The following is a 14,613-nucleotide window of genomic DNA, read 5'->3' as shown; positions in this document are numbered from 1 at the left end:
TCAGCAGTAACGGTGTTCAGTCCGCCTGGAACGGGCAGCAGATGTTTGCGTCAGCGAGTCAGCGCGCGATTGAACAGATCGATGAACGGGCGAGGCGACGGGGTCCCGGTGGGCCGGAAAGGCGCAGAATCCCTCGACGCGGATACCCACTCGGTTCTGCTCACCCGCGACAAGTCGAGCTGATATCGGGTGTCGGCGGCGAGTCGGTGCAGGAAGAGTGTTCCGGTTCGCCCGTTTCCTTCCCGAAACGGGTGGGCATGATTGAGCGTCGAGTACACCGATGCGAGCGCGAACGACGCAGCGCCGTGATCGAGCGCTACCCAATCGACGGCGGCGATGATCTCTTCCACCTCGGACAGGTAGTTCCGAATCGCCGAGACCGGAGCAAACGTTGCCGCACCTTTCCTGATGTCGACGGTTCTGATGTGTCCGGCCCACTGGTACAGATCTTGGAAAACGTGCTGGTGAAGTAGGAGAAGTTCGGCTGTGTCTCGCGTGTGCGGTACGAGGTCGCTGCCGAGATGCGCCTCACCCAGACGAAGCGCGGTCGCCGCGAACTCGAGTGATTGCAGTGCGGCGGGATCTCGCACGTCGAAATTGTTCTCGAGCACCGATGTACCGCGATAGACGTACGGCGCTGATCTTCGCCAGCGGATCCGCGGGGGAATTGCTGACGACAGGCCGACGGCTCGCGCTAATTCCTGCTCGAAATACTCACGCCGAGAAAGCATCCCGATCATGACGGCCTCGAGTTCCGCGATCTGCTCGTTACTCGGATCCCAGCCTTCGAGGCGCTCCGCCGCCAGAACCTGTTCGAGCGCAGTGCGATTCACGGGTCGATGTCGGGTAGCGCCGACGCGGACGCGGCATATTCGAGTCGTCGTTGCACACCTGCGACCTCGCGCACTGCATTGCTCAGCAAGCTCCGCGAGAGCGGAGTGAGTTCGGAGATCACGACTTCGTCGGTCGGTGGCCGACCTGCCGCGAACTGATCGGTCTGGTGGCGGACACGAATCTGCTGCAACACCTCGAAAGATTCGATCAGTACCTGGGCGTCGTCGTCGAGTAGGAAACCGCTTCCCGCCGCAGCCTTGAGGCGTTCGAGTGTCGAACTCGTGCGGGCGCCCACGGAAATCCCCGCCCATCGAGCGATGTTCACGATCGGTTGGACGGCGCTGGCTTTGAGGTCGACGGTTCCGGTCCGACGCGTCATCACGTCCTTGAACGAATGGAGCTTTGCCTTGTCGCCGACCGCTTCGCGAAGGAGCAGTCGCATGACGGCCGGGTGCAGTCGCAGTTGATCCAACGCCGCAGGGCGAGGATCCAACGCCGGATCGCCTGCGACGACGCGGGCATCCGCCAGCATCGACAACATGACCAGGGCTTGGTCCTGGTACGGATTGGATACCCATTTCCGCAGCGCAGTGCGCCATTGTGGGAGCGTCCGAGCAAACCTGGCCTGGGTCGCGACGGCGTTCTTGGTGTCGCGAGGGAACCCGCAGAGATCGAGGATGTCGTGGATGGTCTTCGCGGCGTCGGCTCCCTCGTGATGAGATTCGCCGCCCCACACCAGCGCACTGTCGATATCCGAAGAGGGGAGCGCTTCACGTCTGGCGACGCTGCCGAGTGACAGCCACGCGAAATCCGGTCGCTCGTCTCCGCCCACCACCAATTCGATGGCTCGCCTGACCGTCACGTCGATCAGCACGGCCAGCGTCGCGCCGATGTCGAGCGGTGAGACCCGTGACGCCACCAATTCCGTCACCAGAACAGGGACCGCGCGGGCTGTTTCGACGAGGTGGGCGTCGTCCTGTGCTGTGGCGAGCGCTGCGCGCAGTTCGAAACCCTGATTGGTGGCCGAAGTCAGGAGGTCGCTGAGTTCGAGCACACCCATCAGTGCGCCTGCCTCGGTCACGACCGGGAGATGGCGCAATCCGTACTCGAGCATGTCGGTCACGGCGTCGGCGCCCAATCGATCCGGATCGACTGTCACTGCTGACGGCGTCATCACTGTTGATACCGGCTGATTGCTGTCGATACCACCGACTACCACGCGAGCGCGTAGGTCACCTTCGGTGAAGATTCCGAAACCGCTTGTCTCCGTCGGGATCACAACAGCACGGCGGCCCGCATCGGTCATCAACTTCGCGGCCTCGCGGATGGTTGCCTGGCCGTCGCAGACAATTGCGGGCCCGCGCAACAGGTCTCGCACCCGGCGCATGGCGGGACTCTGGATGCCTTGCCCCGCCGAGTGCCCCGTCATGGGGTCATTGTCGCAGGTGTGTCCGTTTCAGGCAGCGGAGGGTGAGATGTCAGAGACCGCCGAGTCGCGAGAGTACGTCGAGAGCGGAATCTGTAGTACGCCAGAGTGCGTCGATCTCCTGTTCTGCGCCGGGACGTGTCTGCGGATTCTGGAGGGCGAATCCGTTGGCCAGTGTGATGGTGTTGTATCCGCTGTCGGCGGCGCGGAGCAACAGTTCCGAGGGCTGCGAGTTTCCGGCCAATCGGTCGAGTCCTTCGCCGACGAAGTAGAACCGCCAGAGCGGCCCCAGATCGGCGTCGTACTCGGCCTTGGTGAGGGTCACGATCGAACCACCCTTGACGGCAATGGAATCGACGATCTTGTAAAAATCGGTGACATCCTCCGCAGTGGTTCCGGACGTGGCGACGGCGTGAGCGAGGTCGACGGTGAGATGCGCGTTGTAGCCGGCCATGGCGACCCGTGCTGGACTGGCGTCGCACTGACGTGTCAGGGCGAAGTAGTTGCTCCACGCCGGATCGGTGGGAGTACCGGTGAACTCCGCATGGACGTTCACCAGGTACCTGCGCAGCAATTCGAAGCTGACGGAATGGGCCCACTCGTCATCGGCGAAGGCTGCAGGGTCTCGCTGCAGCGGCATCACCGCCTCGTGTTCGACAGCGTCGAGGCCGATGGAGAACAAGCCTCGCCAATCGTGGTGTGAGACGAGGATCGACGTGATCTCACGATGACGTTCTACAGCGGTCTCGAGCCGAGGTAGTCCAGTGCCGGTCAGCGTCGTGACGTCGCTGAGTTCGGCAATCCGGCCCACCTCGGCATTGCTCAGAGGGCTACCGCAAGCCGTCGAAAGACTCTCGCCCGGATCTGCGAGTGCAGAACCGGGCGAGAGGAAAGCGGCGGTGATGCCGAGCGCGAGCGTCAACGGATACAGCCGCATCGGTTTCATCGGCTCAGACTAGGCGCCACTTTCACAAATGTCCGGATTGACGATCAGCTGAGAACCGCGTCGGCCTCGATCTCGATGAGCAGAGCGGGGTCGATCAGCGAGCTGACCTCGAGGATGGTCGTGGCGGGACGAATCTCGCCGAACACTTCACCGTGCGCGAGAGCGGCCTGCTCCCACTGCGTCATGTCGCGCAGGTACATGCGAGTGCGGATGACGTCGTCGAGCGAGGCGCCGGCCTCGGCAAGTGCTGCCTTGATTGTTTCGAGCGCTGCGCGGGTCTGATCTGTGAGGGTCTCACCAGGAGCGGTAGTACCAGAGACTGCGACCTGGTTACCGATGCGCACAGCGCGTGAGTAACCGATCTTGGGTTCCCATTCGGAACCGGACGAAATGTTGATTCTGTTCGACATGCCCCGAATTCTGCCAACAACTTCCCGGCCGTGGTGAGGCACGGTCGGGTATTCGCTCCATCTTGACATACCTTAGAACAAGTGTTCGACTTGGGGCCATGAGGTGGTCGGGTCAGGCATTGGATGCAGATGACGGAGCGCTACCCGGACTCGAACGGGCCGGGTTGGTTCGCTCCGTGCAGACTCCCGAGTTCGAGGGAATCACGTTTCACGAGGTGCTCTGCAAGAGCGCGCTCAACAAGATGCCCGAAGAGTCGACGTTGCCGTTCAGCTTCACCGTCAACGCTTTTCGTGGTTGCTCGCACGCATGCCGATATTGCTTCGCGAGACCGAGTCACGAGTACCTCGACCTCGACGCCGGCGCGGATTTCGATTCCCAAGTGGTCGTGAAGACGAACATTGCCGCGGTGCTCCGCAAGGAATTGGCGCGAAAGTCCTGGAAACGGGAGGCAGTGGCACTGGGTACCAACACTGATCCTTATCAGCGAGCGGAGGGCCGATACCGCTTGATGCCCGGCATTATTCGCGCGTTGACCGAATCCGGAACTCCTTTCTCGATCTTGACGAAGGGAACTCTGCTCCGACGGGACCTGCCGCTGTTGAAAATGGCGGCGGCGCAGGTCGACGTCGGAATCGGAGTGTCATTGGCGATCAACGACGCTGCACTTCAGAAGCAGATCGAGCCTGGTACCCCGTCACCGCGGGCGCGTCTCGAGATGATCCGGGCCATCACCGACGCGGGATTCTCGTGCAATGTCATGGTGGCGCCGGTCATTCCGTTCCTCACCGATTCCACCAGTCACCTCGACGGTCTGTTCGAGGCACTGTCCGAAGCCGGTGCGACGAGTGTGACGGTCTTCCCGATGCACCTACGGGGGAGTACTCGGGGTTGGTTCATGAATTGGCTTGCTCAGGAACATCCGGCACTCATCCGTCGCTACCGCGAGCTGTACGGGCGGGGTGCGTATGTCACTCCCGAATACAAGCGTTGGCTCGCAAGCCGTGTCGAGCCATTGGTCGAGCGTCATGGGTTGGGTGGTCGTTCGGAGCATCGAGACGTCAGTGCGGCTGGCAGTGAACCGCGTGAGGCGCCTCGGGAACTGGTGGGTGCGGGAGCAGCTCTCACTTTGTTCTGACGGCCGCGGGCGCGTAAATCAGAGGCGCCCCGGACGTTTGCCGGGCTACATTCGCCTGGTGCTACTCACACTGACGTCCACCCCGACCCCGCAGACTCCTGATGCGACCGCGTTGAGCTACCTGCTGCACAAACATCCCGACCGCGTGCAAAGCTTCGACTTGGCGATCGGCACCGCCACGGTTCTGTACCCGGAGGCCACGGCCGAAAAGACCACGGTGGCAGTGATTGTGGACGTCGACCCCATCGAACTTGTGCAGAGTAGGTATCGACGCGGCAAGAGTGGCGACAACTTTTCGCTGGGGGAGTACGTCAACGATCGGCCGTATGCGGCGTCGTCCATACTCTCGGTTGCTCTATCGAAGCTGTTTCGCACCGCGTTGACGGGAACGTGCAAGTCGCACCCGGAACTCGTCGGAGCCGAACTCGCGTTGACCGTCTCGATTCCGGTGGTTCCGTGTGGCGGCGATGCGGAATTGCCTCGTCGGCTGTTCGAGCCGCTGGGCTGGGACGTGACCGCGATACCGGTGCAGCTTGATCCGCACCTACCGACGTGGGGAAACTCCGACTTCGTGTCGCTGACACTGACCGGGGAACACACGGTGCAGAGTGCCCTACGGCACCTCTACGTGCTGTTGCCCGTCCTCGACGATGTGAAGCACTACTGGGTGGGACCTGACGAGGCAGACAAATTGATCCGCGTCGCTGGAGAGTGGTTGGCGTCGCATCCGGATTCCGCGCTGATCATGTGCCGCTACCTGGCTCGTCGACGCGACCTGGTCGAATCGGTGGTCGATCGACTGATTCCCGAACAAGCTGAGGCGCAGATCGAAGCACCGAGACCGGATCCGCCGCTGGCACGCCTTCGCGTCGACGCAGTTTTGGCGACGCTTCAGCGACTGCACGTGAGAACAATTGTCGACATCGGTTGTGGCGAAGGTAAATTGCTCGAGGCGCTGATGCCGCACGCTCGATTCGACAAACTTGTCGGCGTCGATGTGAGCGCGCGCGAACTGACCCGGGCGCAACGCAGATTGAAGTTCACCGAAATGTCCGACGTCCAGCGTGAACGTGTGTCTTTGATGCAGTCGTCCGCGACGTACCGCGACGCACGCTTGAAAGGCTTCGACGCAGCCGTGCTGATGGAGGTGGTCGAGCACGTAGACACGGCGCGCCTGCCGGCGCTGGTCAGATCGGTCTTCGTGGACGCAGCACCGCAGTATGTGCTGCTGACTACTCCGAATGCCGACTACAACGTGCTGTATCCGGCATTGGCCGCGGGAGAGTTCAGGCACCCCGATCACAGGTTCGAGTTCTCCCGGACCCAATTCGACGACTGGGCAACCGAAACCGCCCGAGTCCACGGCTATTGCGTGGAGTTCGAATTTATCGGAGCAATTGATCCGGTCCTCGGCGGGCCGACACAGATGGCAATCTTCACGAAGGAGGCACGAACGTCATGACGGTGTACGAGATTCCAGATCTCGCCCTGGTAGTACTCATCGGCGTCAGTGGCTCGGGAAAGTCGACCTTTGCGGCGCGCCACTTCGGTGAGTACGAAACCCTCTCGAGTGACACATTCAGAGGGTGGGTCAGTGACGATCCGAACTCACAGGAGTCGACGTCCGATGCTTTCGAAGTGCTGGAGTTCGTCGCGGCCAAGCGTTTGCGACGCGGACGCCTCACGGTGGTCGACGCGACCAACGTCCAGCCCGCTGCGCGCAAGCGACTCGTTGCGTTGGCTCGCGAGCACGACATACTGCCGGTGGCAGTCGTGCTCGATGTTCCGGAATCGGTCTGCTCTGCACGAAACGACGCTCGCTCTGACCGGACGTTCGGACGCGACGTGATTCGCCGCCAGCACCAACAGTTGACTCGCTCGCTCCGCGGGTTGGGTAAGGAAGGTTTCCGTTCGGTTCACATCCTCAGAGGTGAGGACGCGGTTTCCGAAGCCACATTCTTGCGCCACCCGCTCCGCAGCGATCTGCGTGTCGAGCGTGGTCCGTTCGACGTCATCGGTGACATCCACGGATGTCGAAGTGAGCTCGAGACGCTCCTCGTGAAACTCGGCTACACCGTCGACTTCGGGACGGATGGCAGAGCTGTCGATGCGGTGCCGCCGGACGGGCGAACTGCCGTCTTCCTCGGTGACTACGTGGATCGAGGTCCGGATTCGGTCGGTGTGCTGCGTCTGGTCATGGGGATGGTCGCGGCGGGACATGCGATAGCGGTTCCGGGTAACCACGAGAACAAACTCGTCAAGGCGCTGCGCGGTAAGAAGGTCACGCCGAGTCACGGACTCGCCGAGACCCTCGAGCAGATGGCCACCGAGTCGGCGGAGTTCCGCGAAAGCGTCGTCGACTTCTGTGACGGTCTCGTCGCGCACCTCGTCCTGGACGACGGCAAACTCGTTGTCGCGCACGCCGGTCTCAAGGAGGACTACCACAACAGGGCGTCCGGCCGAGTGCGAAGCTTTGCGCTCTACGGTGAAACAACCGGTGAGACGGACGAATTCGGCCTGCCCGTTCGATACCCGTGGGCGCAGGACTACCGAGGATCAGCCATGGTCCTCTACGGTCACACTCCGGTGCACGAGGTGGAATGGATCAACAACACCGCGTGCCTCGACACCGGGTGCGTCTTCGGTGGATCCCTCACCGCTCTTCGATACCCGGAACGAGAGATCGTGTCGGTTCCGGCGGAGCAGGTTTGGTACGAGCCGGTGGTACCGCTGGCACCGCCGACTCGTGATCCGGATGTGCTCGATCTCGCCGACGTCCTCGAAACGACAGGCGTCGACACCGAACTACGCGGTCGAGTGTCCGTTCGCACCGACAACGCTGCCGGCGCCTTGGAAGTGATGAGCCGATTCGCGGTCGCGCCGCAATGGCTGCGGTACCTACCGCCGACCATGGCGCCCTGCGCGAGCGCCCAATCCGATGACTATCTGGAACACCCGTCGACCGCGTTCGACGCATACCGGGCCGGCGGAATCGGAACAGTGATCTGCGAAGAGAAGCACATGGGTTCTCGGGCAGTGGCGCTCGTGTGCCGTGATCGATCGGTTGCTCAGTCCCGCTTCGACGCACCGGATGCGCTCACCGGGATGGTGCACACCCGCACCGGCCGCCAGTTCTTCGACGACGACCTGACTCAGCAGTTGATCGACGACATCGCCGCCGCAGTCACCTCCGCTGGGTTGTGGGAAGAGTTGGGCACCGACTGGCTGCTCCTCGACTGCGAACTGTTGCCGTGGAACGTCAAAGCGGAAGGTCTGCTGCGCTCGCAGTACGCGTCGGTCGCGGCGGCCGGGCGATCAGACCTCACAGCTCGCGAGGCCGTGTTGGCGCAGGCCGGGGCGCGGGGCCTGGACGTGGCGGAGATGTTCGAACAGACAACTGTTCGGGCCGCCAGTATCGAGCGCTTCGGCGAGGCGTACCGACGGTACGTGTGGCCGACGAACGGACTGGACGGCGTCACCATCGCGCCGTTCCAGATTCTGGCGGCCGAGGGCAAGTCGTACGGGGAACGGGATCACGAATGGCACCTGGGTATTTCGGACCGCCTGGCCGCGGCCGACCCGAGTCGATTTACCACCACACGTCGCCTGGTCGTCGATCTCGGTTCCGAAGACTCGGTGTCCGAAGCGACGAAGTGGTGGGAGTCGCTCACCGGTGACGGTGGTGAGGGGATGGTCGTCAAACCGCTGGCGAATCAGATTCACGGACCGCGGGGGTACAACGCGAAGGTTCAGCCGGGGATCAAGGTCCGCGGCCGGGAGTACCTGCGATTGATCTACGGTGCCGACTACCTCGAACCGTCGACTCTTGCGAGATTGCGTAACCGCAACCTCGGACACAAGCAGTCGATGGCGCTGCGCGAGTACGCGCTCGGCATGGAGGCGGTATCCAGGCTCGTCGACCGTGAACCATTGTGGCGAGCGCACCAGGCCGTGTTCGCAGTGTTGGCTCTCGAATCGGAGCCGGTCGACCCGCGGTTGTGACGGCCGGTGCCCGAGCTCGGATTGATACCGTCGGGTATGGGTGTGATTGCGCGCTTGGACGGTTTCAACCGACGCCATCCGTGGAGTCACAACGATCACTACGGCCGGTGGGTTCTACGTAATCTGCGCGGGGTCAGGTCCGGTCGCGCTCTCGACGTGGGGAGCGGGACCGGCAATCTGATCGACCTCTTGCGGCGGCGGTTCGACGTGGTGGTCGGTGTGGAACCCGACCTGACGACGTCGGCCGCCGTGCGCGCAAGGTTTGTCGACGACGAGAACGTGATCATCGAAGCACGGCGGATCGAGGACTTTGCATCCGAGGCGAAGTACGACGCGATCACAGTCGTCGCGGCGTTGCATCATCTTCCACTCGAGGAGTCGATGAAGCGGCTGAGCGGCCTGCTCGAATCGGGCGGGCGGCTCGTCGTGGTCGGGTGTTATCGATCGACCACAGCAACCGACGCACTCCTGTCGGTGTTGGCGACCGTGTGCAATCCCGTCGTCGGCGTCGTCAAGCATCGACGGGTTGCCTCCGAGCCACTGAAGGCGATGACGGTTCCCACCGCGGAACCGGGTGAGTCGATGGCTGACGTCCGACGCGCGGCCGCGTTGTGTTTGCCAGGTAGCCGGATCAGGAGACGACTTTTCTGGCGATACACCCTGATCTACGACGCGACCGTCGCTGCCGCGTCGGTGGGGGAGTGAGTAGACCGCTGCGGTTCGCGGGGAAATGCGCGTCGGCCGAACCCGACTATCACCAACGAACCGATCATCAGAGCGACCCCGATGCCCGCCAGATGTGAGAGCCCGCCACCGTCGACGACGGCAGAGCCGAGCAAGGCACCCGTAGCAATCGCGATCTGGAACACGACGACGTAGATGGCCGAGGCACGGTCGGTCCCGATCGGAACGGCGCGCAGAACCGAGGACTGGAGGCAGATCGGAACGGTGGTGAACGCCGCACCCCACAAGATCGTGGCGACGACGGCGAACGCTCCCATCGACGGCGCCAAGAGCCAGAAGATGGCCAGCGCGCCTGCCACCGTCGCGATCGAGATGAGCGTGAAGAGACGCGGTCGGCGGTCGTAGTACTTGCCGGCGACCCACACTCCGACTGCGCCGGCGGCGCCGTAGACCAGAAGCATCGCGGTACGGATGCCACCGGACGAGCCGAGGCTTTCCTCCACCAGAAGTGTGAAGAACGTGTACGAAGCGAACTGCCCCAGGGCGGCAAACAGCGTTGCCGCGCAGATGACGGCGAGTGCCCGTTTCATCGCCGGTGTCGGCTTCGGTTTGTCTCGCTTGCTCCGATGGTGTTGATCGACCGGCATTTCGGGCAACGCACGATGCAGTGAGAAAGCGATGACCACTGCCACCACACCGATTGCCGCCGACGCAGTCCGCCAACCCCAGGATTGGCCGATCGCCGAAGACAGTGGACCTCCGAGAACAAAAGCGAGAGACGTACCGGCATACACCATCGCGATTGCCTTGCCCTGTTGTCCGCGCGGAACCAGAGTGGCTGCGACCGGGGCAACGACAGCCCAGAACACTCCGTGCGTCGCAGCGCAGAGCAATCGTCCGATCACCAGCATCGGATAGTTGACGGCCAATGCTGCGACCAGTTGCGACACCGCGAGGGTGGCCACCGTCAGAACGACAACACGTCGGCGCGGCCAGGTTTTGACCGCTCCGATCAGCGGAAGCGTCAAGACCGCGACACCGTATGCGTAGAAGGTCAGCAGTAGGCCGACACGCCCTTCGGTGACGTCGAGGTCCGTCGAGATTTCGCTGAGCAGTCCGACGGGGAGCATTTCGGCCGTCACGTAGGCGAAGGCTGCTCCGGCCAGTGTCATCAGCCGTAGCGTGGTTGCCTTCGGCAGTCGAACAGTCATGTTGTGTAACGATACATGTATCGATACACACCTGCGCAATGGATATTTTGCACTCGCTATGCTGATGCTCATGGCCATACGTGCGCAGCGTTCGAGTCGTCCGACGATGGCCGACGTCGCCAAGGCCGCAGGCGTGTCGGTGATGTCGGTGTCGTACTCCTTCGCACAGCCCGAGCGCGTGTCTGAATCAACGCGGGCCAAGGTGTTCGCCGCCGCCGAAGAGCTCGAGTACGCGGGCCCTAACCGGGCGGCGCAGTCCTTGCGGAGCGGGAAATTCAACAACATCGCGGTCGTCTTCAGCGAGAAGCTGACGTATGCCTTCGAAGACGCAGTAGCTCGGCGATTCCTCTCGGGAGTCGCCGAAGCGTGCCTGGATGCGAACGCCGGATTGATGATGCTGCCGAACTCGGGGAAACCGGGAGACGTCGACAGAGTTCGCGACGCGGCAGTAGACGGTTTTGTCGTCTGGACCACCGTCTTCGACGATCCCATCCTCGATGCGATTGTCGGCACCGGAAAACCCGCATGCATCCAGGGTGGGCCGTTGCACGAGGGTGTGGATCTCGTCGGGATGGACGATGTTGCCGGCGCCGTTGCGATCGCGGCAGTCGGGTTGTCGGGGGCGCAGCGGCCCGCGGTGATCAGCCTTCCGTGGGATCGTGAGCGTCGGTCCGAGATTCGGATGGACGTGGTTTCAAGTGAAGCGTTCTTTCCGGTGTCCCGCCATCGGCTCGAGGGCTACGAGCGCGCCGTCCGCGACGCGGGCCTCGATTGGCCCTCGGTGCGGGTGGGGGTCGTCACCGTCAACGAGCGGAGCGAGGGTGCGCGGATGGCTCGGTCCCTTCTCGACGTTCCCGAGAGCCGAAGGCCCGATGTCATCTTGGCGATGAGTGACGAACTGGCTCTGGGGGTTCTGGACGCGATCCGTGAACTCGGCCTCGCGCTGCCCGACGATGTCGCAGTCGTCGGATGGGACGACACAACAGCCGCATCGGACGCCGGCTTGACCACAGTTCGCCAGTCCCTGTTCGATCAGGGGCGTAACGCAGCTCGCGTGGTTCTCGGGCTGGACGATGCGGTGGATCCGGTCGAGTGGTCGGTGCGTCGGCGAACTTCGACGCGATGATCACGCCGGTAGTGGTCGACGCTCTGCGTCTTCGGTGGTTCGTTCCTCCGGAATTGGGGGAGACCGTCCGGTGGGGACTTTCCTGGAATGTCGACAGCCCGAGCAGGTGGGCGGTAGTCGAGCCGGCGTGGGTCTTGACGGCGGAAGTGCGCACGAGTTCGAAACCGTTGATGTGGAGACTGCCTCGCGACGGGTCAGACATCCGGGAGCCGGTCCAGCCGGCGATCGCTCGCGTCGGCGCACTGCAATTCATGTTCGACGCCGAACCACCGTTGCCTTCTCGGATCGAAGCCGCGGGCGCTTTGCAACTACGCGCCGGAACTCCTCGTGACGACACAAATGCCCGTCAGGCGTGGACCGATTTCGACGAGAATGCCTCCACTACCGGAGTGGTTCGCCGTCTACGGCTGATGTCGATGGAGTCCGACATGCTGCCCGACCCGAAGTTTCCGCACGGCCCGAACTGGGGTTGGGCATCGAGGCAGTTCGTGTCCGGGTCCGAGCGGTTCTACGAATTGGCCCGCGCGCCTCGCGCGTTGCGCTCGTATCAGCTGACCGATCGTGAATACGGGCCGCGGCGCGAGGACCTCCTCCTGGTCGACCTCGAGACGGCTGCTTGATCGTTGGGACCTGACACCGTTTTCATTCAGTGGACACAGGCACCAGCTGACCGGAACCAGTGTCTGCTCGACGAAACCGGTGCCAGGTGCTTCGACTAGCGCGCTCTGCCGACCACGTTCAGTGCGTATTTACCGGGCGGCGCCCCGACATGCTTGACGAAGTGCCGCGACAGGTGGGATTGATCGTGGAATCCGACGTCGACGGCCACGTCCGCCAATTCGCGACCGGCGAGGATTGCGCGTCGCGCCAGATCGATCCGACGTCCCGTCACGTACTTGTGAGGCGGAAGCCCGAAATGCTTCGCGAAGTTCTTGATCAGATACGTGGGGTTCCGTTGCAGGATGTTCGACGCTTCCCGCATCGTGATTCCCGTTGTGAGTCGCGCATCGAGCAGGTCCCGAAGTTGATCGGCAACGCGTTCGTCAACGGTCGGCATGTGACGGGATCGACCTGTGGCCGGTGTGAGGATCTCGTTCAATCTTTCAGCGAGGAACCCCAGGCGACTTTCGGCTTCGAGTGATTCGCCGTGTGGGCCGAGTGCAGAGTGCAGTTGATCGATGCGGTGGCGCAGCAGAGGGTCTCGAATCTCGGGGCTGTCCACCGCCGGGCCTATGAGGACCTCACCGAGAACTGACGTGTCGAGGTAAAGGATTCGTTGACGAAATCCGGCCTCGGTGACCGGAACTCCGTCGTGTGCGATGCCTGGCGGCAACAGAGTCACGATCTCGGGTGCTGCGCCATGAGCGCGATGATCGAGGTCGTATGCAATCGTGCCCCGGTCGACGAGCATCAGAGACCACTGATCGTGCGTGTGTTTGGGATAGGCGTGTCCGACGAAATCGGCATGGAAGACCTCGGTGATTCCCGCGAGGCCCGGTGCCCACGCGGTGATCTGTGCGCCGCGGGGATCCATGTCAGAAACGTACAAGACGCAGCTGCCGCGGGTGACGAAGAGTGGCGGGGTCGTCATCGCGATGGTGTCGCGCCCGAGGGAGGAACAACATGAACAGTTCGGCAACAGCGGTATCGCTCCGCGAGAAGTTCGGTCAGTTCGCCGAGCACTGGTCGCCCAAGAAGATTGCGGCCCTCAATGATTACGAGATCAAGATCGTCAAGATCAAAGGTGAATTCGTCTGGCACTCCCACACCGACACCGACGAAATGTTCCTGGTGACGAAGGGGCAGATTCGAATCCAACTCCGAAACGGAGATGTTCCACTGGGGCCCGGTGAACTGTTCGTGGTACCTCGCGGAGTCGAACATTGCCCGATCGCCGAGGAAGAAGCGGAGGTGATGTTGATCGAACCCGTCGGCGTGGTGAATACCGGGAACGTCGGAGGGCCGCGAACTGCAGTGCTCGAGGACTTTTCGTAGTTACCGGCTCTTCCAATCCAGGGGATTGGTACGCAACGGCAGGGCCATTCCCGATCTCCAGAGCGTCGCCGCGCGAGAGTGCGGACGGAGCTCGACCTCGCGCCGCATCGATTGCGCGAACTCGTCGGTGAACCCTGTTCGCGGGTACTCCGCGATTGTTGCATCAACAGTTGCTCGCGGAATTTCGGGCGCACGCCGACCGGCAACGTCGAAATGCGCTGCGGCATGCAGTAGATAGGCGTCAGCGCCCGCGCCGCGGTCGACGGTCAGATCCATGTGTAGACGGATCGCTTCGCCGATTCGCCGTACCGACCTCTCCGAAGTTCCCACTCGGGTCGCGAGTTCTTCTGCGTCTGCGGCACTGATGTAGGTGAAACACCCGTGCTCGGCCGATCCTTCTGCGCCCAGTCCGACATCGTGAAGGGCGCACGCAGTGAAGAGATCTTCGGGGTCGTACTCGATCGCATCGATCTGCGCGAAGGCGTCGGCCCAGATCCAGCAGCGCAGGCTGTGGTTCAAGACCGCGGGGGAGAGGGTTCCTCTGGCGTGATCGAGCGCTTCGCTGCACAGCTTGGTGTCGGGGAGTGGGCGTTTGCGCAGTTCGGGTGTGCGAGTGGGGTAGCGGCCGAGCCGCAGCCGGAGCATCGACGGCGTGCTCATGGCCTGCGTAGCAGCCGCGCGGGCCATGAGCTGTATCTGCTCGAGGGTGGTCAGCTCACCAGGGCGCATCGAATTCCTGTCTGAGGTAGGGGGCAGCTGGATATGAATCTAGTTGCCAGGTCTGATCCTTCGTTCGATATCAAAATCTGTCGACGACGGAAACAAGGAATTATCCGAACAATG

Annotated in this window: 14 protein-coding genes; 7 read left to right on the top strand and 7 right to left on the bottom strand. The window is 62.7% G+C overall.

Features of this window, described 5'->3' with window-relative positions; genetic code table 11:
- Window positions 1-50: 50 nt before the first annotated feature.
- From ABX74_RS05225 to ABX74_RS05210, 4 genes are read right to left on the bottom strand one after another with little or no spacing between them, the layout of a single operon-like run.
- Entirely contained in the window at window positions 51-833 is a 783-nt protein-coding gene (locus ABX74_RS05225; RefSeq protein WP_047888369.1) for a Fic/DOC family protein, read from the bottom strand.
- Window positions 830-2,263 carry a putative nucleotidyltransferase substrate binding domain-containing protein gene (locus tag ABX74_RS05220; RefSeq protein WP_223257836.1) on the bottom strand — a complete coding sequence of 478 codons (1,434 nt, stop codon included), beginning with the start codon at window positions 2,261-2,263 and terminating at the stop codon, window positions 830-832. Before ABX74_RS05220 ends, ABX74_RS05225 begins: the two co-directional genes overlap by 4 nt.
- 49 nt (window positions 2,264-2,312) lie before the next feature.
- The gene (locus tag ABX74_RS05215; protein ID WP_082148459.1) at window positions 2,313-3,197 is read right to left on the bottom strand and encodes a DUF5995 family protein; all 885 of its coding nucleotides are present in this window, start codon (window positions 3,195-3,197) and stop codon (window positions 2,313-2,315) included.
- Between the two features lie 53 nt (window positions 3,198-3,250).
- Window positions 3,251-3,616 carry a RidA family protein gene (locus tag ABX74_RS05210; RefSeq protein ID WP_047888367.1) on the bottom strand — a complete coding sequence of 122 codons (366 nt, stop codon included), beginning with the start codon at window positions 3,614-3,616 and terminating at the stop codon, window positions 3,251-3,253.
- A 98-nt stretch (window positions 3,617-3,714) separates the two neighbouring features.
- Here ABX74_RS05210 and ABX74_RS05205 point away from each other — a divergent pair, with 98 nt between their 5' ends.
- Genes ABX74_RS05205 through ABX74_RS05190 form a run of 4 tightly spaced genes read left to right on the top strand, consistent with a single transcriptional unit; the run spans window position 3,715 to window position 9,459 of the window.
- Window positions 3,715-4,752 carry an Rv2578c family radical SAM protein gene (locus ABX74_RS05205; protein WP_003944842.1) on the top strand — a complete coding sequence of 346 codons (1,038 nt, stop codon included), beginning with the start codon at window positions 3,715-3,717 and terminating at the stop codon, window positions 4,750-4,752.
- 37 nt (window positions 4,753-4,789) lie between these two features.
- Entirely contained in the window at window positions 4,790-6,214 is a 1,425-nt protein-coding gene (locus ABX74_RS05200) for a 3' terminal RNA ribose 2'-O-methyltransferase Hen1 (protein ID WP_047888366.1), read from the top strand.
- Entirely contained in the window at window positions 6,211-8,754 is a 2,544-nt protein-coding gene (locus ABX74_RS05195; protein ID WP_047888365.1) for a polynucleotide kinase-phosphatase, read from the top strand. Before ABX74_RS05200 ends, ABX74_RS05195 begins: the two co-directional genes overlap by 4 nt.
- A 6-nt stretch (window positions 8,755-8,760) precedes the next feature.
- Entirely contained in the window at window positions 8,761-9,459 is a 699-nt protein-coding gene (locus ABX74_RS05190; RefSeq protein ID WP_223257835.1) for a class I SAM-dependent methyltransferase, read from the top strand.
- On the opposite strand, the gene ABX74_RS05185 is transcribed toward ABX74_RS05190, so the two are convergent.
- The gene (locus tag ABX74_RS05185) at window positions 9,420-10,649 is read right to left on the bottom strand and encodes an MFS transporter (protein ID WP_047888364.1); all 1,230 of its coding nucleotides are present in this window, start codon (window positions 10,647-10,649) and stop codon (window positions 9,420-9,422) included. The two genes, ABX74_RS05190 and ABX74_RS05185, sit on opposite strands and share 40 nt — an antisense overlap.
- Before the next feature lie 70 nt (window positions 10,650-10,719).
- Between ABX74_RS05185 and ABX74_RS05180 the strand changes: the two genes are divergently transcribed.
- Together ABX74_RS05180 and ABX74_RS05175 are read left to right on the top strand one after the other, a co-directional pair.
- On the top strand, window positions 10,720-11,775 hold the full coding sequence (locus tag ABX74_RS05180; protein ID WP_223257834.1) for a LacI family DNA-binding transcriptional regulator: 1,056 nt from the start codon (window positions 10,720-10,722) through the stop codon (window positions 11,773-11,775).
- The gene (locus ABX74_RS05175) at window positions 11,742-12,395 is read left to right on the top strand and encodes a hypothetical protein (protein ID WP_047888362.1); all 654 of its coding nucleotides are present in this window, start codon (window positions 11,742-11,744) and stop codon (window positions 12,393-12,395) included. The genes ABX74_RS05180 and ABX74_RS05175 overlap by 34 nt, the downstream gene beginning before the upstream one ends.
- 95 nt (window positions 12,396-12,490) lie before the next feature.
- On the opposite strand, the gene ABX74_RS05170 is transcribed toward ABX74_RS05175, so the two are convergent.
- Complete coding sequence (locus ABX74_RS05170; RefSeq protein WP_024487806.1) at window positions 12,491-13,309, bottom strand: helix-turn-helix domain-containing protein; 819 nt, start codon at window positions 13,307-13,309, stop codon at window positions 12,491-12,493.
- Between the two features lie 89 nt (window positions 13,310-13,398).
- Here ABX74_RS05170 and ABX74_RS05165 point away from each other — a divergent pair, with 89 nt between their 5' ends.
- Window positions 13,399-13,770 (top strand): cupin domain-containing protein, encoded by a 372-nt coding sequence (locus ABX74_RS05165; RefSeq protein ID WP_047888361.1) that lies wholly within the window; start codon window positions 13,399-13,401, stop codon window positions 13,768-13,770.
- Here the strand turns inward: ABX74_RS05165 and ABX74_RS05160 are convergent, their stop codons facing one another.
- A complete protein-coding gene (locus ABX74_RS05160) occupies window positions 13,771-14,499 on the bottom strand; it encodes an HD domain-containing protein (RefSeq protein WP_047888360.1) in 729 nt (242 codons plus the stop codon).
- Between the last annotated feature and the right edge of the window lie 114 nt (window positions 14,500-14,613).

Origin of the sequence: Rhodococcus sp. ARP2 (genome assembly GCF_001029585.1) — a bacterium.
In the GTDB taxonomy this organism is placed as follows: domain Bacteria; phylum Actinomycetota; class Actinomycetes; order Mycobacteriales; family Mycobacteriaceae; genus Rhodococcus_F; species Rhodococcus_F erythropolis.
Note: the sequence above shows the minus strand (reverse complement) of the source record. Positions and strands in the feature narration are given on the sequence as shown.